Source organism: Pseudomonas sputi (genome assembly GCF_021603585.1).
Classification (GTDB): Bacteria; Pseudomonadota; Gammaproteobacteria; order Pseudomonadales; family Pseudomonadaceae; genus Aquipseudomonas; species Aquipseudomonas sputi.
This window is the reverse complement of sequence record NZ_BQHI01000008.1, coordinates 161,465-180,874: the sequence shown is the minus strand read 5'-3', so window position 1 is coordinate 180,874 and position 19,410 is coordinate 161,465. Positions and strand designations below refer to the sequence as shown.

18 protein-coding genes are annotated in these 19,410 nt (G+C 61.4%); 7 read left to right on the top strand and 11 right to left on the bottom strand.

Annotation, left to right across the window (positions count from 1 at the left end; genetic code table 11):
* Nucleotides 1-81 precede the first annotated feature (81 nt).
* Complete coding sequence (locus L6D81_RS14370) at nt 82-534, top strand: Lrp/AsnC family transcriptional regulator (protein ID WP_039771800.1); 453 nt, start codon at nt 82-84, stop codon at nt 532-534.
* Nucleotides 535-638: 104 nt separating this feature from the next.
* On the opposite strand, the gene L6D81_RS14365 is transcribed toward L6D81_RS14370, so the two are convergent.
* The gene (locus L6D81_RS14365; RefSeq protein WP_236180341.1) at nt 639-1,151 is read right to left on the bottom strand and encodes a BRO-N domain-containing protein; all 513 of its coding nucleotides are present in this window, start codon (nt 1,149-1,151) and stop codon (nt 639-641) included.
* A 453-nt stretch (nt 1,152-1,604) separates the two neighbouring features.
* Between L6D81_RS14365 and L6D81_RS14360 the strand changes: the two genes are divergently transcribed.
* Nucleotides 1,605-2,609: a hypothetical protein gene (locus tag L6D81_RS14360; RefSeq protein WP_236180339.1), complete on the top strand. Its 1,005-nt coding sequence runs from the start codon at nt 1,605-1,607 to the stop codon at nt 2,607-2,609.
* Nucleotides 2,610-2,700: 91 nt separating this feature from the next.
* Here the strand turns inward: L6D81_RS14360 and L6D81_RS14355 are convergent, their stop codons facing one another.
* From L6D81_RS14355 to L6D81_RS14345, 3 genes are all read right to left on the bottom strand, one after another.
* Nucleotides 2,701-3,306, bottom strand: a complete 606-nt coding sequence (locus tag L6D81_RS14355; protein ID WP_085655028.1) for a 3'-5' exonuclease — start codon at nt 3,304-3,306, stop codon at nt 2,701-2,703.
* A 40-nt stretch (nt 3,307-3,346) separates the two neighbouring features.
* Nucleotides 3,347-3,826, bottom strand: coding sequence for an NYN domain-containing protein (locus tag L6D81_RS14350; RefSeq protein WP_085612576.1), 480 nt, complete (start codon nt 3,824-3,826; stop codon nt 3,347-3,349).
* Between the two features lie 137 nt (nt 3,827-3,963).
* On the bottom strand, nt 3,964-4,722 hold the full coding sequence (locus L6D81_RS14345) for a DUF2076 domain-containing protein (protein ID WP_236180337.1): 759 nt from the start codon (nt 4,720-4,722) through the stop codon (nt 3,964-3,966).
* A 178-nt stretch (nt 4,723-4,900) separates the two neighbouring features.
* Between L6D81_RS14345 and L6D81_RS14340 the strand changes: the two genes are divergently transcribed.
* Nucleotides 4,901-5,575, top strand: coding sequence for a YciC family protein (locus L6D81_RS14340; protein ID WP_236180334.1), 675 nt, complete (start codon nt 4,901-4,903; stop codon nt 5,573-5,575).
* A 74-nt stretch (nt 5,576-5,649) separates the two neighbouring features.
* The gene (locus L6D81_RS14335; protein ID WP_236180332.1) at nt 5,650-6,726 is read left to right on the top strand and encodes an endonuclease/exonuclease/phosphatase family protein; all 1,077 of its coding nucleotides are present in this window, start codon (nt 5,650-5,652) and stop codon (nt 6,724-6,726) included.
* A 2-nt stretch (nt 6,727-6,728) separates the two neighbouring features.
* Here L6D81_RS14335 and L6D81_RS14330 read toward each other — a convergent pair whose 3' ends face one another.
* The 5 genes from L6D81_RS14330 to L6D81_RS14310 all read right to left on the bottom strand — a co-directional run bounded on the left by L6D81_RS14330 (nt 6,729) and on the right by L6D81_RS14310 (nt 12,641).
* Nucleotides 6,729-7,565: an ABC transporter ATP-binding protein gene (locus L6D81_RS14330; protein WP_236180324.1), complete on the bottom strand. Its 837-nt coding sequence runs from the start codon at nt 7,563-7,565 to the stop codon at nt 6,729-6,731.
* Nucleotides 7,553-8,356, bottom strand: a complete 804-nt coding sequence (locus L6D81_RS14325) for an ABC transporter permease (protein ID WP_236180322.1) — start codon at nt 8,354-8,356, stop codon at nt 7,553-7,555. Before L6D81_RS14325 ends, L6D81_RS14330 begins: the two co-directional genes overlap by 13 nt.
* Before the next feature lie 10 nt (nt 8,357-8,366).
* Nucleotides 8,367-9,344, bottom strand: coding sequence for an ABC transporter substrate-binding protein (locus L6D81_RS14320; RefSeq protein WP_236180320.1), 978 nt, complete (start codon nt 9,342-9,344; stop codon nt 8,367-8,369).
* Nucleotides 9,345-9,744: 400 nt separating this feature from the next.
* Nucleotides 9,745-11,115, bottom strand: a complete 1,371-nt coding sequence (locus L6D81_RS14315; RefSeq protein ID WP_236180318.1) for an aspartate aminotransferase family protein — start codon at nt 11,113-11,115, stop codon at nt 9,745-9,747.
* 32 nt (nt 11,116-11,147) lie between these two features.
* Nucleotides 11,148-12,641, bottom strand: a complete 1,494-nt coding sequence (locus tag L6D81_RS14310) for an aldehyde dehydrogenase (RefSeq protein WP_236180316.1) — start codon at nt 12,639-12,641, stop codon at nt 11,148-11,150.
* 239 nt (nt 12,642-12,880) lie between these two features.
* Here L6D81_RS14310 and L6D81_RS14305 point away from each other — a divergent pair, with 239 nt between their 5' ends.
* Nucleotides 12,881-13,795 (top strand): LysR family transcriptional regulator, encoded by a 915-nt coding sequence (locus L6D81_RS14305; protein ID WP_236180314.1) that lies wholly within the window; start codon nt 12,881-12,883, stop codon nt 13,793-13,795.
* A gap of 3 nt (nt 13,796-13,798) precedes the next feature.
* Here the strand turns inward: L6D81_RS14305 and hrpB are convergent, their stop codons facing one another.
* Nucleotides 13,799-16,318: an ATP-dependent helicase HrpB gene (gene hrpB / locus L6D81_RS14300; RefSeq protein WP_236180306.1), complete on the bottom strand. Its 2,520-nt coding sequence runs from the start codon at nt 16,316-16,318 to the stop codon at nt 13,799-13,801.
* A gap of 361 nt (nt 16,319-16,679) precedes the next feature.
* Between hrpB and L6D81_RS14295 the strand changes: the two genes are divergently transcribed.
* Nucleotides 16,680-17,099, top strand: a complete 420-nt coding sequence (locus L6D81_RS14295) for a polyribonucleotide nucleotidyltransferase (protein WP_236180304.1) — start codon at nt 16,680-16,682, stop codon at nt 17,097-17,099.
* A 15-nt stretch (nt 17,100-17,114) separates the two neighbouring features.
* Nucleotides 17,115-18,011 carry a cation diffusion facilitator family transporter gene (locus L6D81_RS14290; protein WP_236180301.1) on the top strand — a complete coding sequence of 299 codons (897 nt, stop codon included), beginning with the start codon at nt 17,115-17,117 and terminating at the stop codon, nt 18,009-18,011.
* Here the strand turns inward: L6D81_RS14290 and L6D81_RS14285 are convergent.
* The gene (locus tag L6D81_RS14285) at nt 18,005-19,054 is read right to left on the bottom strand and encodes a DUF6515 family protein (protein WP_236180299.1); all 1,050 of its coding nucleotides are present in this window, start codon (nt 19,052-19,054) and stop codon (nt 18,005-18,007) included. The two genes, L6D81_RS14290 and L6D81_RS14285, sit on opposite strands and share 7 nt — an antisense overlap.
* Nucleotides 19,055-19,410 lie beyond the last annotated feature (356 nt).

Here is a 19,410-nt window from a genome sequence, read left to right as displayed (position 1 = left end):
GCGCCGGTACACTTTTGAAAACACGGAGATCGACGGCCAAAACCACGATTTCGAAAGTCTGGCATTTTCAGGAGTTAGACCTTGGACAAATACGACCGCATGCTGCTCAGCGCCCTGCTCGAAAACGGTCGCGCGTCCTACGCCGACCTCGCCCGCAAAGTGAACCTCTCAGCCCCCGCCGTCGCCGAGCGCGTGGCCAAACTCGAGGCCAGCGGCGTCATCACCGGCTACTCGGCCAAAGTCGACATGGCCAAGCTCGGCCTCCCGATCCAGTGCGTCATCGAACTGCGCCTGAACCAGCACGGCAACCCGAAGGTGTACGACGAACTGATCAGAATTCCCCAATTGACCGAATGCCACCGCGTCACCGGCGACCCCTGCGTGATCATGCAGGCCGCCGTGGGCTCGATGACCGAGCTGGAAGAACTGATCAACCGGGTGGCGAAATTCGGCTTCAGCAAGACGTCGATCGTGTTGTCGAGTGCGATAGAGAAGCGGGTGCCGTTGGGGCATATCGAGGGCAACGGCAAGTAAATACAGATAAGTCCAAATCTGCTGCGGGAGCGAGTTGGCTGGCTCCCGCAGACAACTGACCAGATCAGCAATCAATCTCTGATCGCTGAATCAGTGGAAAGCCCTCAACAGTAGCCGCGCCCATCCTGTGTCACCAGATACGGCATATCCCGCATGCGCACCCACGGCTCGTTTCGCCAGTGCAGGAGCTTCAACGTTTCGCCCGCAAAACTCATCAAACGTACATGAGGGCCAGAAGCTGACTTCGATTCCTGATGAAGCATTGGCACTACCTGATGCGTCAGCCAACGGCGCAGGTGACGGTTTTCCGGGCAGTAGTGATAAACCAGCATTGCGTAAACCCCGGACTCACTCAGCATCAACGTCTCTTGAGCACCGTCATTTCCGGACAGATACATCATCTGCCGCTGGTCCTCATCCAGCTTGAGCACTTGTCGCGCGTTGATTTCCAGCCCCATGAGACGACCAATGTCTCGGGCGCAGAACCAGGCTTCCGAATGCTGCAGAGTGGCCCTCAATTGAATGTGATGACGGATGAACGACTGGGGGTGAATTGGCGTTTCACAGGTGGATGCTGAACCGAAACCTTCAGCGTGCGTGGGGACAACCTTGACCATGACAAATCTCCTTTTGAATATCGGAGCTGCCAGCATCACTTGCAGATGATGGGTGGCAGCTGTGCACGGGTCTGCAAGACCGAGTAGGAGACCTCGGCAGACCCGAAGGTCTCCCGCACACAGCTACCATAAATCGATGGTCGCTAATTGAAGCGACGCGATTATAGGTTTGCCAGTGGTCTCCTAACAAACTATCAGCGGGCTTGCAGTCCCGGTCGCTGAATTGGCAGCGACGAATAGAGGTTATCGGTGGGCTTGTTGGAGCTCAAGACAGATTATCCCTAACCTTCGGTAGGAGACTTCGACAAACGCTACACACCGCTAAACAGCCTACACACACAAGATTTCTGTGGCCTATGGACACCACCAGATGCGACCGATAATGTCTTGTAAACGGTCGATCATTGGCGCTCGCAAAAACAAGAATTCAATATAAAAGAGAGGAACTCAGCGATGACTTGGAAGGGAACCCTACGCTCGATGCAGGCGTCAGCGCGAAGAGCTGAACGAAATTCGAAGCGACGCCAACGCGAACTGGAAGTACGTCAGAAAGAGTTCGCAAAAATGGAAGCTCGCGAGCAGGCTGCGTATGAAGTTGAAGTCTACGAAAACCACATTGAATTGTTGCTTTCAGTGCACAAAGACTGTGGTGAACAGATCAACTGGAATGAGTTCGTAAACCAACCGGCACCGATCAAACCCGTAGAACTCAACACTCACGAAATCCAGGCCAGAGAAAAACACTCCAGTTACAAACCGGGCTTCATTGTTCGCATATTGAAACTGGAAGCCAGAAAGCGCAGAAAGCTTGAGGAAGCTATTCCCGTAGCAGTAGCCAAAGACAAGCAGAAACTGGCTGAAGAATTGAAAGAGTGGGAAGCGCAGCATCGCGAATGGCAGGACGATTACGATCTTGCGACGGGAGTGCTCGCCGGTAACGGCCAATCCAAGATTGATGCCGTCATGCAAGTGAACCCTTTCACGGATATCTCACACCTCGGCACCTCCATCACTTTCTCGGTTGGAGAAACCGGCATCTTTGAATGCATGCTTTCGGTTCACGGTGAGAAAGTGATTCCCCAAGAGATCAAGTCACTGCTACAGAGTGGGAAACTATCCGTTAAAAAGATGCCGATCAGTAAGTTCAACGAACTGCTGCAGGACTATGTGTGTAGCTGCGTTCTGCGAGTAGGTCAGGAGTTGCTCAGTATCCTTCCAGAGCGCATGGTCATCGTGACTGCCGTTGACTCACTTCTCAACTCCGCAACTGGCCATCTGGAGGATCAACCTATCCTCAGTGTCGCTATTTCTCGCGACACGCTGTTCAAACTCAACATGCAGAGCATCGACCCTTCAGACTCGATGAAGAACTTTGTACACACCATGAACTTCAAGAAAACAACGGGGTTCATGCCGGTGAGCAAAGTCGATAGTCAACAATTTGCCAGTCTGGCCTGACGCAGAAACCTCGCAACCTTTCGCGACAGCTCTTACTTGATAGTCGTCAAAGCAGGAGCGGTCTCAGGCTGCGGAGCGTGGGAACGATCAGTCAGCGATAGCGCTGCAGGTGTTCGCCAACCTTGGCAGCCGGGACTTTCTGCAATTTGCACAGCAAGTCGTGCGACAGCTCGCGCACGCCGTGCTTGTGCCGCAACTCATCTGCCAAATGCGCCATCAGGTTCGCCGCCATCTCCGCATCCGCCATCGCCCGGTGGGCCTGGCCGGTATGCGGCAATTGGGCAAACGTAGTGAGCGTGCCGAGCTTGTGGTTCGGCGCTGCCGGCATCAAGCGGCGGGCCAGCAGCAGCGAGCAGGCGAAGTTCTGCAAACGGGTGCGTTTGATCCGCCCCAGTTCGAAGTCCCAGAACTTCTGGTCGAACGCGGCGTTGTGCGCCAGCAGCGGCGTGCAGCCGACGAATTCGTTGACTTCGTTCATCACCTGTTCAGCCGAAGGCGCGGTGCGCAGCATGGCGTTGCTGATGCCGGTGAGTTGTTCGATGAAGGCCGGGACGCGGACGCCGGCGTTCATCAGGCTCTGGTAACGCTCGACGATGCGGCCGTTTTCCAGCATGACCACGGCGATTTCCGTGGCCCGGCAGCTGCTGCTCGGCGAGATGCCGGTGGTTTCAAAGTCGATGACTGCAATGCGTTCCAAACCGGGTGGTACTCCGTCCAAATCAATTCTTGAGCTGGGCTCAATTTTTCAACAGCAGTGCGCCTTCGATCGGCACATAACGGCTGGCGGCACGGATCAGCGAGTTGGCGGTCAGGCCGGGAACGCCGTAGGCCACCGCTTGTACGCCGTGTTTGCTGATGATGCGTTCGAGCAGCATGTCGAAATCGCCATCACCGGAGGCCAGGACGATTTCGTCGACGTGGTCGGCGGCGTCCATGATGTCGAGGGTGATGCCCACGTCCCAGTCGCCCTTGGCCGAGCCGTCGCTGCGCTGGATGTAGGGTTTGAGTTTCACGGTGAAACCGAGGTTGCGCAGGATCTGCTGGAACTGCTGCTGTTTGCTGTCGCCCCGGTCGATCGCATAGGCGTAGGCCTCGACGATCTGCCCGTGCTGGCTGACATCCGCCCACAGCGCCGCGTAGTTGAAGTGGCAACCATAGGCCTGACGCACGGTGTAGTAGAGGTTCTGCACATCGGCGAACACTGCGATTTTTTTCACCGGAGTTCCTGTGAGCGCTGACGCGCATGAGCCGGATCGGGCACCAGGCCCGAAAAAGGCGCTCAGTATGCCAGTCCGAAGGAAGGTTCCGCGAATAATCGGCCCGGGGCGATCAGGCGCCCCGGACGAATGGTGAATCAGACGAAGGAATCGTCGTCATCGAAGAACGATGAGTTGTCATCGTTGTAGTCGGTGTCGGCAAAGCCGCCCTGATCATTACCGTAGGAGTCGTTGTTGGCCATGCGCTGGTCATCGCCCCAACCGTTGTTGCTCTGGTCATTGACCTGGGCCGGCTCTTCCTTGATGACTTCGACGATTTCCTGCGGCTGCTGGTTGTGATGGAACAGGCTGCTGATGCCTTGCGCCAGCATCACGCCACCGGCCACGCCGGCCGCTGTTTTCAAAGCGCCGCCGAGGAAGCTGCTGCCGGCTGCCGGGGCCGCTTGCTGCTGGCCATAACCCGGTGGTGGCGCGCCGAAGTTCTGTTGCGGCGCGGGTGCACCAAAATTCTGCTGCGGTGCCGGCTCACGCCAGCCGCCGGTGGACGCCGGGGCACTCTGGGTCTGCGCCGGGCGCGGGCTGCTGCCACCGAAAATGCTCGACAGGAAGCCACCACCGCTGGAGGCCGGCGGCGCGCTCTGCGCCTTGGCCGATTGCAGTTCGGCCTGCAATTGCTTGACCTGCTGAGTCAATTGCTTGTTCTGTTCGTCGAGGCTCTTGAGGGCACCCTCCTGCACCAGAATCGCCTGGGTCATGAAATAACCTGCGGCCGGCTGGCGCGTCAGGTGTTCCTTGATCCGCGCCTCGGCCTGGGCGTCGCGCGGGGCTGCTTCCGATTCGGCCTGTTGCAGCCGGGAAAACAGTCCATCGATCAGGGTTTGTTCTTCGCTGTTCATGGCGACCTCATAGATTGCCGAAGATAACGTTGCCCTCCTCCACGTTGGATGAGGCGCACCTCTGTAATGGAGGCAGCAACAGAATGTTTCAATGACCTTTACCGAACGTTTACGTTTGCGCAGCGAAACGGATCATCGGTTAAAGTGGGCCACTGTTTTTGACCTGCGATACCGACTGATGAATGCCTTCGATGTGCTGCGCGACTCCCTGTATTTCTTCAAACGCAATCTGGGCCGGATCGTCCAGTTGTGCCTGCCGCTGGTGATTTTCGAAGCCGTGCTGCAACAGGTGGTCGACCATGCCAGCGACCCGGACGGTTACTCGGCCATCAGCGTGATCGTCGGCCTGCTCGTGTATCCGCTGTACACCGCCGCGCTGATTCTGTTTCTCGATGCCCGCACCCGTGGCGACGAACCGCGCCCCCTCGATCTGCTGGCGATGGCCGCTCGCCTGTGGCCACGCTTCGCGGTGCTGACTGCCCTGAACACGTTGCTGATCCTGCTCGGGCTGTCGCTGTATTTCCTGCCAGGGCTGTGGCTGATGGTCACCCTGGCCTTCGGCGAATACCTGCTGGTGCTGCGCGGCTATGGTCCGTTGCAGGCCATGAAAGAAAGCCTGCGCCTGAGCCGTGGGCATTTCCTGCGGATTCTGGTGTGCATCCTGTGTGTGATGGCGCCGTTGTGGCTGCTCAAGGGCATGACCCTGCAGGTCTATCCCGAGCCGCAGAATCCGTTGATCGCGGTCTTGATCGACAGTGGCCACAGCTTCCTGCAACTGTTCACCAGCGTGGTGCTGTTCCGCCTGTTCATGCTAATCAGCGAATTGCCCGACAAACGTGACGGAATAGTCTGACTGCCCCGGGCTTGGGCTGATCAATGGGTCTCGGGTATGCTCGGGGCCCACTTCGTATCGCTATAAGCCGAGCCATGACCCGTCTACTGCGCTACATCCTGTTGCCCGTACTGCTCGCCCTCGCCCTGATCGGCACGCTGATCTACAGCCTGACCTGGCGCCCCGACGCCCGGGAAACCCTGCCGGTCAGTTGCACCGGGCAACCGCCGACGCTGGTCCCCGGCCAGGCCCTGAAAGTCATGACCTGGAACGTGCAATACCTGGCCGGCAAGCGCTACGTGTTCTGGAATGATCTGGCGCAAGGCGACGACGAAGCCCCGACCGCGGAAGACATGGCGTTCAGCCTTGATGAAGTGGCGCGGGTGATCCGCGACGAGCAGCCCGACGTGGTGCTGTTGCAGGAGCTGGATGACGGCGCCAAGGCCAGCGACTATCAGAATCAGCTCAAGCTGTTGCAGGAACGCCTGACCGACCTCTACCCGTGCAGCGCCCACGCCTTCGACTGGAAGGCCGACTTCGTCCCGGATCCGCACATCTTCGGCAGCGTCGGCCGGCAACTCGCCACCCTCAGCCGCTACCGCATCGAACACGCCGAACGCCTGCAATTGCCGGTGCAGCCGGCGAATATCATCAGCCGTCAGTTCCAGCCGAAAAACGCCTTGCTCGCCACCACCCTGCCGCTCAGCGATGGCGGGCAACTGGTGGTGTTCAACACCCATCTGGATCGCGCCGTACAACCGGACGAGACCTTGCAGGCCCAGGTGACAGCGGTGGCCAAGGTTCTCGACAAACACGAAAGCCACGGCACGCCGTGGCTGATCGGCGGCGACTTCAACCTGTTGCCGCTCGGCCAGTACCGACGCCTGCCTACTGAGCAACGCACGCCGTACTCCGCCGACAGTGCGCTGCATGTGCTGTGGGACAGATACCCGATGATCCCGACCAACAACGAAGCCAGCGGCATCGACCGCGCCAAATGGCTGACCCATTACCCCAACGACCCCGGCCTCAACGGCCCGGACCGCACGGTCGATTACCTGTTCTACAGCCCGAAGATCAAACGGGTCGAGGCCACGGTGCGGCAGGACGATACGTTGCGCATTTCCGATCATTTGCCGGTGATTGCCAAGTTCCTCCTGCCACCTAACTGACCTCAGTGAGCCTCTTCGAGATCATCGTGCAACAGCCCGAAGATCTGCCGCTTCATCTCTATGAACGAGCGCTCCATCACCATGTCCAGGGTGCGTGGGCGCTCGATCGGCACATCGAGAATCTGCTTGATCCGCCCAGGCCTGGCGCCCATCACATACACCCGGTCGCCGAGCAGGATCGCCTCGTCAATATCGTGGGTGACGAACAGCACGGTTTTTTTGCTGTGGCCCCACACCCGCAGTAACAGCTGCTGCATTTGCAGGCGGGTCTGGCTGTCGAGGGCGCCGAAGGGTTCGTCCATCAGCAGGATCTGCGGGTCGTTCGCCAAGGCCCGGGCAATCGCCACCCGCTGCATCATGCCGCCGGACAACTGCTTGGCGTAGTTGTCGGCGAACCCGGACAACCCGACTTCGTGCACATAGTGATCGACGATCTCCTTGCGCCGCGCCGCCGGCATGCCCCGGCGCTTGAGGCCAAATTCAACGTTCTGCCGCACGGTCAGCCACGGAAACAGCGTGTAGCTCTGGAACACCATCCCGCGATCCGCGCCGGGGCCCTGCACTTGCTGGCCGCCGACGTAGATCTCGCCGGAGGTCGGCTCGGCCAGGCCGGCGGTCAGGTACAACAGGCTCGACTTGCCGCAGCCCGACGGCCCGACCAGCACCGCGAACTGCTGATCCGGCACCTCGAACGACACTTCTTCCAGCGCGGTGAATGTAGCGCCGCCGGGTTTGCTGTAGCGCAGGCTGACCTTGTCCACCTGCAACCTTGGCGCAGCGTGTGCCGGTGCGGCGACCGGCTCGATGAAACGACGGTTGGCTGCGGTTACTGAGCCCATGCGGCAATCCTCGAACGCAAGAAGCGGAACAGTTGATCGGTGACCAGGCCGAGCAGGCCGATGATCGCGATGGCGAGAAAAATCACGTCGACCTGAAAGCCGCGCATGGCCTTGAGGCTCAAGTAGCCGAGGCCACTCGAGGCGGCGACCAGTTCGGCCACCACCAGATAGGTCCAGGCCCAGCCCATGGTCACCCGCAAGGTGTCGAGCACGCCGGGCAACGACGCCGGGGCGATCACATGCAGCACCGCGTCACGCCGGTTGGAGCCGAGGGTGTAGGAGGCATTGATCAAGTCCTTGGAAATGCCTTTGGACACGTCCGCGATCATCACCAGTTGCTGGAAAAACACCCCGAAAATGATCACCGAGACACGTTGCTCCAGACCGATACCAATCCAGAGGATGAACAGCGGCACGAACGAGGTCACCGGCAGGTAGCGGATGAAATTGACCAGCGGCTCGAGGAACGCCTGGACGATGCGAAAGCTGCCCATCAGCAAGCCCAGCGGCACCGCCACCAGTGACGACACAATGAAACCGACCATCACCACTTCGACGCTGGCCCAGACATGCTGGCCGAGTGTGCCGTCGCGGCTCAGGCGCACGGCGGCCTCAACTACCGCGCCGGGCGTTGGCAGAAACATCCCCGGCACGACGCCGCCATAGGACAGCCCGGCCCACAGGCCGACCAGCAACACCCAGGCCAGAGCGCTGGCGCTCCACACCACCGGCACCGGCAACCCGGTCTTCGGCGTGATGCAGCGGCTCAGCCATGAATTGCGCTTGAACATGAGCAGTCTCCTAGAGCGGGCTGACGAAGCGGTTATCCACCAGATCGTCGTTGCTGACGTTGTAGGGTTTGCCCTGCAATTCACTGGCGGTTTCGTTGGCCAGTTTGATCAGCGGTGCGCTGTCACCTGGCTTGCCCGGCGAGCCAAGGAGTTTTTCGCTCATGGCTTGATCGTAGAAGCGCACACCTTGCGCGGCGGCGGCCAGTTCCTTCGGATCGGACAGGTAACCGCCGACGCCCTTGGCCATGATTTCGTAGGCTTGCTGTGGATGGTCCTTGGTGTACTGCACGGCTTTGTAGAGACCGGCGACCAGCGCCTTGACGTCTTCCGGCTGCTTCTCGATCACCGTGCAGTTGAGCGCCACCACATCGACGATCACGCCGGGCGTACTGCTGCTGTCGATCAGCACCTTGCCTTGTTGCTTGTCGCGCACCATCGACAGATGCGGCTCCCAGGTCACGGCGGCCGGCACGCGACCGGCAATGAACGCGGTGGCGGCATCGTCGGCGGTCATGTTCTGCACGGTGATGTCGCTCATGCTCATGCCGTTCTTTTTCAGCAGGTACGACAGCCAGAATTGCGAGGTCGACCCTTCGTTGACGGCCACGGCCTGGCCCTTGAGTTCTTGCAGGCTCTTCACGTTTTTACCCACCAGCACGCCGTCGCCGCCATGGCTGTCATCCAGCACGGCCACCGCCTTGAAGCAGAACTGCGGGCGGTACTTGAGCACTTCGTCGATGGTCGAGGCCGAGCCGGACAATTGCCCGGACGCCTGGGCGGCCATGTACATCGACGCCTCTTCGACCACCGGCAATTCGACGGTCAGGCCGTTTTCCTTGAAGTAGCCCAGATCCCGGGCCAGATACAGCGTGCCGTAACCGACCCACGTGGTGTGGCCAATCGACAAGGTGCCGGCCTGGGCGGCGGTGATGCAAAGGGCGGAAATCGCCAGAGGACCTGCAAGACGGGTAAACAAGGACTTGTTCATGGAGCACTCCCAACGCTGTTGATTTAGTTGTCATGGGCAGTACGGCCAGCTTCGTCGGCGCGGATGCACGCTGCGGTCTCTGCTGGACTCTGGCGGGCAATGCCTTGGCTGGCGAAATCGATGTTGACCCAGGCCTGGCCTCAGGAAAACGAGGAAATAGTTAGACGCGAACGATGAAAAAACTGGGTAGTGCGCACCGCGAAAGGGCGCGTCGGGCGGGGGTGCCCGAGGTGGGTGCAGATTGGAAAAAGTCTGGCGGAGATCGTTCCCACGCTCTGCGTGGGAATGCAGCCCGGGACGCTCTGCGTCCCATTCGAGAGCTGGAACGCGGAGCGTCCCTTGAGGCATTCCCACGCAGAGCGTGGGAACGATCAGGACACGGAACGAGCGATCGGGGGAATTAGAGCCGGCTGTATTCCTGCGCCGTACGATCCAGCGCTTTCAGGGTCTTGCCCACCAGCTCGTCAATCTCTTCACGACGGGCAATCAACGCCGGCGCCATGATCATCCGCCCCAGTGTCGAGCGAATGATCACCCCCTCTTCAAAACCGATCGTGCGGCAGCGCCAGGCAATGTCGTTCTCATTGGCAAAGCGCTTGCGCGTGACTTTGTCTTCGGCCAGTTGCAACGCCGCGACCATGCCGGTGCCCTGGATATCGCCCACCAACGGGTGATTGCCGAACACCTCGCGCAGGCACTGTTGCAGGTACGGGCCGATGTCATCCTTGACCCGCGTCACCACGCCTTCATCGCGCAGGGCCTTGAGGTTGGCAATCGCCACCGCCGCTGCCACCGGGTGCCCCGAATAGGTCAGGCCATGGGCGAACACACCGCCCTGCTCCACCAGCACGTCGGCCATTTTCTTCGACAGGATCAGCCCGCCCATCGGGATGTAACCGGAGGTCAAACCCTTGGCGATGGACAGGGTGTCCGGCTCGAAACCGAAGTATTCGTGGGCGAACCATTCGCCGGTGCGACCGAAGCCGCCGATCACTTCATCGGCACACAACAGAACATCGTACTTGCGGCAGATGCGCTGAATTTCCGGCCAGTAGCTTTCCGGCGGGAAGATCATTCCGCCCGCGCCCTGGAACGGTTCAGCGATGAACCCGGCGACCTTGTCCGCGCCCAGTTCGAGGATCTTCGCTTCCAGTTGCTGCGCCGCCCGCAGGCCGAATTCCGCCGGCGTCAGGTTGCCTTCGTGGGCGAAGAAGTATGGCTCGTCGATGTGTGCGATGTCGGGAATCATGCCGCCCATTTCGTGCATGAACTTCATGCCGCCGAGGGCCGTCGCCGCCAGGGTCGAACCGTGATAGCCGTTCCAGCGGCCGATCATGATTTTCTTCTCGGGCTTGCCCAGCACCTGCCAGTAACGGCGCACGGTACGGATCAGCACCTCGTTGGCCTCGGAGCCGGAGTTGGTGTAGATCGCGTGGCTGTAGTGCCCCGGCAGCAGGCTGAACAACAGCTCGGAGAGCTCGATCACCTGCGGGTGGGTGGTGTGGAAAAACATGTTGTAGTACGGCAACTGCTCCAGTTGCCGGCTCGCGGCGGCGTTCAGATCCTTGCGCCCGTAACCGAGATTGGTGCACCACAGCCCGGACATGCCGTCGAGGTAGCGCCGACCGTCGTTGTCCCACAGGTGCAGGCGTTCACCGCGCACCATCACCCGTGGGCCTTCGTCATTGAGGGCCTTCTGGTCGACGAACGCATGAATGTGGTGCGCTGCATCGGCGGCCTGGTAGTCGCGGGTTTCACGTGAGGTGGTCATCGCCGGATCTCCTTTCTTGTTGTGAGCGGCTGTCATGAGCGCAGTTGAAACCAGGTGGTTTTCAACTGGGTGTATTTGTCGAACGAGTGCAGCGACAGATCGCGGCCGAAACCGGATTGCCTGCCGCCGCCAAACGGCACGGTCACGTCCAGCGCATCGACGCTGTTGACCGACACGGTACCGGCTCGCAATTGCCGCGCCACCCGATGCGCGCGGTGCAGATCATCGGTCCACAGCGACGCCGCCAGACCGTAGACGCTGTCGTTGGCCAGTTGCACCGCGTGGGCCTCGTCATCGAACGCAATCACCGCCAGCACCGGGCCGAACACTTCTTCGCGAAACAGGGTCATGTGCGGCTGCACGTCGATGAAAATCGTTGGCTGCACGAAGTTGTCCGAGCCGTTGAAACTCAACTGCCGCCCGCCACAGACGCGGGTCGCGCCTTCGCGCTCGGCCTGGTGGATGAAGCGCAGGATGCTCTCGGTCTGACGGCTGTCGACAATCGCCCCGGCCGCACTCGCCGGATCCAGCGGATCCCCCGGTTGCCAGCATTCGGCCTGAGCCTTCATGCGCTCGACGAACTCGTCGTGAATCGAGCGTTCCACCAGCAATCGCGAATTGGCCGAACAGACTTCGCCCTGATTGAAGAAGATCCCGAACGCGGCTTTCTGCGCCGCCAGATCCAGATCCTTGCAGTCGGCGAACACCAGATTGGCGCTCTTGCCGCCGCACTCCAGCCACACCTGCTTGAGGTTCGACTGCGCGGAGTACTGCATGAAATATTTGCCGACCTGGGTCGAGCCGGTGAACACCAGACAATCGACATCCGGGTGCAGGCCCAGGGCTTTACCGGCCTGTTCGCCGAGCCCCGGCAGCACGTTGAGCACGCCGGCCGGCAAACCGGCTTCAAGCGCCAGCTCGGCCAGGCGCAACGCGGAGAACGGCGATTGCTCGGCGGGTTTGAGGATCACCGAGTTGCCCACCGCCAGCGCCGGGGCGAGTTTCCACGCGGCCATGTCCAGCGGGAAGTTCCACGGCACCACGGCGGCGACCACGCCCAGCGCTTCGCGGGTGATGGTCGCCAGCACGTTCGAGGCGCTCGGCGCGACCTGATCGTAGAGTTTGTCGAGGCTTTCGGCGTACCAGCGAAACACCCCGGCGGCGCCCGGTACGTCGATGTTGTAGGCGTCCATCACCGGCTTGCCCATGTTCAGCGAATCGAGCAGCGCCAGCTCTTCGCGATGAGCCAGAATCAGGTCCGCCAGCCGCAGCAGCACTTGCTTGCGCTCGGTCGGTGAACGCCCGGCCCAAGTGCCGGCTTCGAATACCTGCCGCCCGTTGCGCACCGCCGTGTCGACCTCTCCTTCACCGCACGCGACGACGTTTGCCAGTCGCTGGCCGGTGGCCGGGTTGATCGTGGCAAAGGTCTGCCCCGACTGCGCCGCACACAGTTGGCCATTGATCACGGCCTGGTACGGATAGCTCAATTCAGCGGCCTTGCGCTGCCAGTCTGCAAGCTCGAACACGGTGGACGCTCCTTGGACTTTTTTCTTTATGTGAACAGTGCGCAGTCGATAGTCGCTCAGGCCCGGGCGCGCTAAAACCAGTAAAAATGTCTTCGCAGACAATAAAAAAGGTAACCAGCCGATGGCCCCTTCGCGCGCGTATGGGGCTATTGTTCGGGGACAAAAAAACCGCCGACAGAACGGAGGCCGGCGGCGTACAAATTGCTTGGATGTGCAATCCGTTCGCTTTGAGGTTCGCCGTGGCCGCTTACAACCTGCGTCAGTTGAAATACTTCATCACCACCGTCGAATGCGGCAGCGTTGCCGAAGCGTCGCGCAAGCTGTACATCGCGCAACCGGCGATTTCCACGGCGATCAAAGGGCTGGAAGACAGCTTCGGCGTGCAACTGCTGATCCGCCATCACGCCCAGGGCGTGTCCCTGACGCCGAGCGGTGCGCGGTTCTTCCGCAAGGCTCAGGAACTGCTGCGCATGGCCAAGGAATTCGAACAGAACGCCCTCGCCGACAACGACGTGGTGGCCGGGCAGATCGATATCGGCTGTTTCGAAACCGTCGCGCCGCTGTACCTGCCGCAGCTGATTGCCGGCTTCTCGGCGCTGTATCCGGGGGTGAATATCCGCATTCGCGACGGCGAACAACAGGAACTGGTGCAAGGCCTGACTTCGGGTACCTTCGACCTGGCAATCCTGTACAAGCACGACCTCGACGCCACCATCGAAACCGAACCCTTGATGCCGGCCCAACGGCCTTACGCCCTGCTCCCGGCGGATCACCGCTTCGCCCAGCTCAAGCAGGTTTCGCTGCGGGACTTGTGCCTGGAACCGATGATCCTTTTGGACGTGCAACCGAGCCGCACCTACTTCGTCAGCCTGTTCGAAGAACTCGGGCTGTCACCACGCATCGAGTTCAGCTCACCGTCGATCGAAATGGTGCGCGGCATGGTCGGCCAGGGTTTCGGCTTCTCGATCCTGGTCACCCGCCCACACTCGGAATGCACCTACGACGGCAAGAAAGTCGTGTGCGTGGACATCGTCGAAGACGTCACCGGCTCAGGGCTGGTGGCGGCGTGGCTCAAACGCGGACAACTGACCAAACCGGCTCAGTTGTTTGCCGATTATTGCCGCGAGCAGTTGACCGCTAAGGCCAGTCACTGAGCCTCACGTACCGCGCGGTTTGGCCCGAGCGGTAGCCTCGGCCACCAACGGATCATCCGGCCAATAGTGCTTCGGATACCGCCCCTTCAAATCCTTCTTCACTTCGGCATAAGTGCTGCGCCAGAAGTTGGCCAGATCCTGCGTGACCTGCACCGGACGCCGTGCGGGCGACAGCAGGTGCAGTTTGACCACTTGCCGACCGCCGGCGATGCGCGGTGTGTCGGCCAGGCCGAACAGCTCCTGCAAACGCACCGCGAGAATCGGTGGCTGCTCGCTGTAGTCGAGGCGAATCGACGAGCCCGACGGCACGCTCAGGTGATGCGGTGCCTGTTCGTCGAGTTGTTGCGGCAGTGGCCATGGCAGCAGATTACGCACGATGCTCGACAGGTCGAGATTGGCGAAATGGCTGAGGCGCGAGACCTTGCCCAAGTACGGCATCAGCCAGTCTTCGAGGGTTTTCAGCAACGTGGCGTCGCTGACATCCGGCCATTGGCTGTCGCCCTTGGCGTCCAGGTCGAGCTGGCGCAGCAACGCGACTCGCGCCTGCCACTGGCGCAGTTCCGGGGTCCACGGCAGCAGCTCCAGCCCCTTGCGCCGCACCAGATTGACCAGCGCCTGACTGCGGGCGTTTTCGTCGAGACCGGTCAGTGGTTCGCGGCTGAGAATCAGTTCTCCAACCTTGCGCTGACGCTCTGCGCGCAGCACGCCTTCACGTTCGTCCCAGTCCAGTTGATCGACGTTGTGCACCTGTTCGGCCAGCACCGAATCGAACAGCGCCGGATCGAAATCCGCCGCCAGATAAATCCGTTCTTCACGCTGCCCTTGGCGGCTGCCGAGGTCAGCGATCACGATCCACGGTTCCTTCATCAGGCTGTCGGCTTCGGCGAACAACGCCGCTCGGCCGTTGGCCAGTCGATATTCGGCGCCACCAGGACGCCGCTGCTGGGCGACGCGATCCGGGTAGGCCAGTGCCAGCAACGCGCCGAGCCAGCGCGGGTGATCCGGATCGGCGACCGGCTCGCTCGCCTTACCGCGCAGGTAGCCACGATATTGCCGCGCCAGTTGCCGGGCACGCTGCACGCCGCCCTGGGCACCACGCGCCGCACGCTCTTCGCCGGACAACAGTGCCAGACGACTGTGAAGATCGGCCCCCGCGCCACGCAAGATATCCCGCTCACCGAGCAACGCGGCGACGTCGCACGCCATGTTTGCCAATCCCAGAGCCTGACCGCGCAACAGCAGATGAGCGATGCGCGGGTGGGCCGGCAGTTCGGCCATGGCCTGACCGTGGCGATTCAGGCTTTCGCCATCCAGTGCACCAAGTCGCTGCAACAAATCCTGAGCCTGTGCATAAGCGGCGGCGGGCGGCACATCCAGCCAGATCAGATCACCCGGCGACACACCCCAGCGTCCGAGTTGCAAGGCCAGTCCAGCCAGATCCGCCGAAAGGATTTCCGCACTGCCATAAGCCGCCAGTTGTTCGTGCTGATCCTGCGACCACAGCCGATAACACACGCCTGGTTCCAGACGCCCGGCCCGGCCTGCACGCTGGGTGGCACTGGCTTTAGAGATGCGCTGAGTGTCGAGCCGAGTCATGCCGCTGCCCGGATCGAAACGCGGCACCCGCGCCAGCCCGGCGTCGATCACCACACGCACGCCATTGATGGTCAGGCTGGTCTCGGCGATGTTGGTGGCCAGCACCACTTTGCGCTGACCCGCCGGGGCCGGGTCGATGGCGGCGCGCTGGGCATTCAGGTCGAGTTCGCCGTGCAGCGGGCAGAGCAACACGTCGCTGCGCTCACCGATGGCGTCCGCCAGTTGCTGATGAACCCGGCGGATTTCCGCCTGCCCCGGCAGGAACACCAACAGGCTGCCGGTTTCATCGTGCAGCGCTTCGAGCACCGTTTGCGTGACACGTTGATCGATGTATTCGCCGGGCTGAAAAGGCCGGCCCCAGCGCATCGTCACCGGGAACATCCGGCCTTCGCTGCGCAGGATCGGCGCGTCGTCGAGCAGCCCGGCCAGACGCTCGCCTTCAAGGGTGGCGGACATCAGCAGAATCTTCAGCGGTTGTTCAGCTCGAAACAGCTCGCGACCGTTCAGACTGAGGGCCAGTGCCAGATCGGCGTCGAGGCTGCGTTCGTGAAATTCGTCGAAGATCAGCAGGCCCACGCCTTCCAGCGCCGGGTCGTCCTGCAAGCGCCGGGTGAGGATGCCTTCAGTGACCACTTCGATGCGCGTATTGGGGCCGACCTTGCTGTCGAGGCGGATGCGATAACCGACGGTTTCACCGACCTTCTCGCCCAGTTCGCTGGCCAGCCGTTCTGCGGCGGCGCGGGCGGCCAGCCGACGGGGTTCGAGCATGAGAATGGTCTGCCCGTTCAGCCACGCTTCATTGAGCAGGGCCAGGGGCACGCGGGTGGTTTTACCGGCGCCGGGCGGTGCTTCGAGCACGGCTTCGTGGCGTGTCGCCAACGCTTCACGCAGGGCGGGTAAAACTTCGTCGATCGGCAAAGAAATCATGCTGGCTCCCCAGGGCGTGCCCACAGTAAATTGCGAGTCGCGTTAAAGCTGTGAGCGTGCCAGGCAAGGCGCGGGACGCAGGTAAGGGTCGTTTCCTTACCAAGTCCCGCAACGCAGCATGGCGCGCTCACAGCTTTAGCCCGGAGGGCCGAACCCCGAGAGAATTCGGTAGCCATCACGCGGTATGGATCTGGAGAAAACAACTTCAATCCTCAACGTATTTCGATAGGGGTGAGACGGGGCCGCAATTTACTGTGGGCACGCCCTGCCGCCGCGAGTATAACGGCGAACTGCCAGGCGTTCGTCAGGGTCTTAACTTCACACGATGACGCTTCGTTAACAGATGACTCAGGAGATTCCCATGCGCTTACCTTTTCGCCTGATCGGCGGTGTACTGGTTGCCACCCTGCTCACCCAGATCACTGCGTGCGGTTCGATTTTCTATCCCGACCGGCGCGGCCAGATCGACGGCAAGATCGACCCGGCGATTGCCGTGCTCGATGCCGTGGGCCTGCTGTTCTATATCCTCCCGGGCGTGATCGCGTTTGCGGTGGACTTCGCCACCGGTGCGATCTACTTCGAGCCAGGCCACACGGCGCAAGTTGATCCGGCCAAACTCAAGCCAGCCATCGGCCCGGACGGCCAGGTCGATAACCTCAAGTTGCAGGCTATTCTCGAAACGGAGCTGGGCCGCAATCTGCCGCTGGACGACCCGCGTCTGATCCAGCACAAGGGCAGCACCCAGCAACTGGCGATGTTCGGCCTGCAACCTGCCGCATAAGGAATCCATGCCCCCATGACCACAAGCACCGAACACGCCCGCCTGCTGCGGCTGGCGACCCGCGCCTCGGTGGCGGTGGCCTGTACGCTGATCGTTGCCAAAGCCATCGCCTGGTGGCTGAGCGGTTCGGTGAGCATGCTCGCCGGCCTGACCGACTCGGCCCTCGATGGCATCACGTCGTTGCTCAATCTGCTGGCGGTGCATTACGCGCTGCGCCCGGCGGATGACGATCACCGTTATGGCCACGGCAAGGCCGAGTCACTGGCGGGCATGGCGCAGGCACTGTTCATTGGCGGCAGTGCGCTGCTGATCGCGTTCCAGGCTTATGAGCGCCTGAAAAATCCCGAGCCCCTTGGTGCGCCGTGGCTGAGCATTGGTGTGATCGTGTTTTCCCTGGTGCTGACTGTCGCGCTGTTGATGTTGCAACATCGGGTCATCAAGCAGACCGGCTCCAACGCGGTGCGGGCGGACTCGCTGCATTACCGTTCGGACCTGTTGCTCAACGGCAGCATTCTGATTGCGCTGGTGCTGGCCGGGCTGGGGTTCGAGCAGCTGGATGCGTGGTTCGCTCTGGGAATTGCGGCGTACATTCTGTGGAGCGCAATCCAGATCGCCCGGGAAAGTTTTTCGGTATTGATGGATGAAGAGCTGCCGACGGATGTCAGTCAGCACATGCTCGAACTGGCCTGCGCTGTGCCGGGGGTGTTGGGCGCTCATGATCTGCGCACACGGATTTCCGGCAATCACTGGTTCGTGCAGTTGCACCTGGAACTGCCGGGGGAGCTGACGCTGTCAGTCGCCCACGGCATCAGCGATCAGGCGGCGGATGCCATTCACAAAGCCTACCCACGGGCCGAAGTGCTGGTGCACGCCGACCCGCAGGAAGTGGTCAACGCCGCTCGGGCTCAGTAGTTGACCTGATAACCGCGACTGCTCAGGCAATTGCCCTGGGCCTGGCGGTAGGCCTGCACCACTTCCGGCGCCGGTTGATAAGTCGCGGTGCGCGGATTGAAGCCGCTCTGCTGCACCGCGTACTGATAGCACTCGTACCCGTCGCGCTGAACCTGCTCCGGTGACTGACCGTTGGCCGGATAGGCTTCCACGTCATAACCATTGCCGGTCGGCTGCGCTGGCTGCTGTACCGGCGGCTCGACCACCACGTAATCCTGGGTCGCTTCCTGATAGGCGTAGTACGAGCCCGCGGCAAGGAACAGCAACGAACCGCCGATCCACACTTCACGGGCGTAATCCGGCAGGTACTGGATGCGAATTCCGCGCGGCGGTTGGACCACGATGTAGCGCGGGCCTTGCGGGCGATACCAGTAGCCGCCGGAGTAGAAATAGTCCTGGCCGCGATACGGCACGCGATAGTCGCGATCCGGGAAACGGTCGATTACATGACCCGGCCGGTACTGCGGGCCGGGGCCCCAGCCGTTGCCATGCCCGTCCGGACGACCGGGCCAGCGGTTGTCGTTGGGACGGTTGCCGGTCTGCCAGTTCTGGTGGTAACCATTCTGCGGGCGCTCGTCGCGGTAGTAGCCCTGACGAGGTTCCTGGGTCTGGCGCACGGTGTCGGGGCGCGGCTGGATCGGCAGGTCATTGGCCGGGAGTTGCGGCGGCGGTGGCGGCTGGCGCACCGGGTTGGGGTTGTACGCCGGACGTGGCTGATTCTGGTTATGCCACTGGCCATTGTTCGGTTGGCCGTGGCTCTGCTGGCCGTTGTGCTCGAACTGGCGGCTGTTGTCGCCACGAATGATGTCGTTGTCCTGCCGCTGTGGATTGTTCTGGCCGTGCGGCTGATTGCTGCCGCCATGGCCCTGATTGTTGCCCTGATGCTCCGGCCCGCGTCCGCCGCCGTCGGGGCCGCGATTCTGCGGCTCATCCGCCAGCGCTTGCGCACCGACACTCACACACAGCAAACCAACACTGGCCAGACGCCAGATGCGCGACTTCATGAAATTCCTCACTGCGGACGAGAGCCTGTAATTAAGAGGGCGTGTAGCTAAGACCGGGGATGAGCACACCGGGTTCTGCTACAGGTTATCAGTCACGTCATTTATTTATTGAGCGAGATGGGCCAAATCGCGGGCAAGAAAAAAGGGAGACCCGTCGGCCTCCCTTCTAGAGAACTTCGTCCTGGCTCGACGCTTTTGACGTCGGCTCACCTCACGCCGTCTTCTGGACAGTGTGCAGCTCGGGGGCCGGCCCAACCCCGGTGGGGGTGGCGGCCGCGGCGGGCCGGATTGGGCGGGCCGCAGTGGACTGTGTTACCGAGCAGTGATTCTGGTGATAAGAATAGGCCGGGAGCTGC

Coding starts and splice junctions, on each gene's coding strand:
- L6D81_RS14365 (WP_236180341.1), bottom strand. CDS start 1,151: ATGGTCAAGGTTGTCCCCACGCACGCTGAAGGTTTCGGTTCAGCATCC.
- L6D81_RS14360 (WP_236180339.1), top strand. CDS start 1,605: ATGACTTGGAAGGGAACCCTACGCTCGATGCAGGCGTCAGCGCGAAGA.
- L6D81_RS14345 (WP_236180337.1), bottom strand. CDS start 4,722: ATGAACAGCGAAGAACAAACCCTGATCGATGGACTGTTTTCCCGGCTG.
- L6D81_RS14340 (WP_236180334.1), top strand. CDS start 4,901: ATGAATGCCTTCGATGTGCTGCGCGACTCCCTGTATTTCTTCAAACGC.
- L6D81_RS14335 (WP_236180332.1), top strand. CDS start 5,650: ATGACCCGTCTACTGCGCTACATCCTGTTGCCCGTACTGCTCGCCCTC.
- L6D81_RS14330 (WP_236180324.1), bottom strand. CDS start 7,565: ATGGGCTCAGTAACCGCAGCCAACCGTCGTTTCATCGAGCCGGTCGCC.
- L6D81_RS14325 (WP_236180322.1), bottom strand. CDS start 8,356: ATGTTCAAGCGCAATTCATGGCTGAGCCGCTGCATCACGCCGAAGACC.
- L6D81_RS14320 (WP_236180320.1), bottom strand. CDS start 9,344: ATGAACAAGTCCTTGTTTACCCGTCTTGCAGGTCCTCTGGCGATTTCC.
- L6D81_RS14315 (WP_236180318.1), bottom strand. CDS start 11,115: ATGACCACCTCACGTGAAACCCGCGACTACCAGGCCGCCGATGCAGCG.
- hrpB (WP_236180306.1), bottom strand. CDS start 16,318: ATGATTTCTTTGCCGATCGACGAAGTTTTACCCGCCCTGCGTGAAGCG.
- L6D81_RS14295 (WP_236180304.1), top strand. CDS start 16,680: ATGCGCTTACCTTTTCGCCTGATCGGCGGTGTACTGGTTGCCACCCTG.
- L6D81_RS14290 (WP_236180301.1), top strand. CDS start 17,115: ATGACCACAAGCACCGAACACGCCCGCCTGCTGCGGCTGGCGACCCGC.
- L6D81_RS14285 (WP_236180299.1), bottom strand. CDS start 19,054: ATGAAGTCGCGCATCTGGCGTCTGGCCAGTGTTGGTTTGCTGTGTGTG.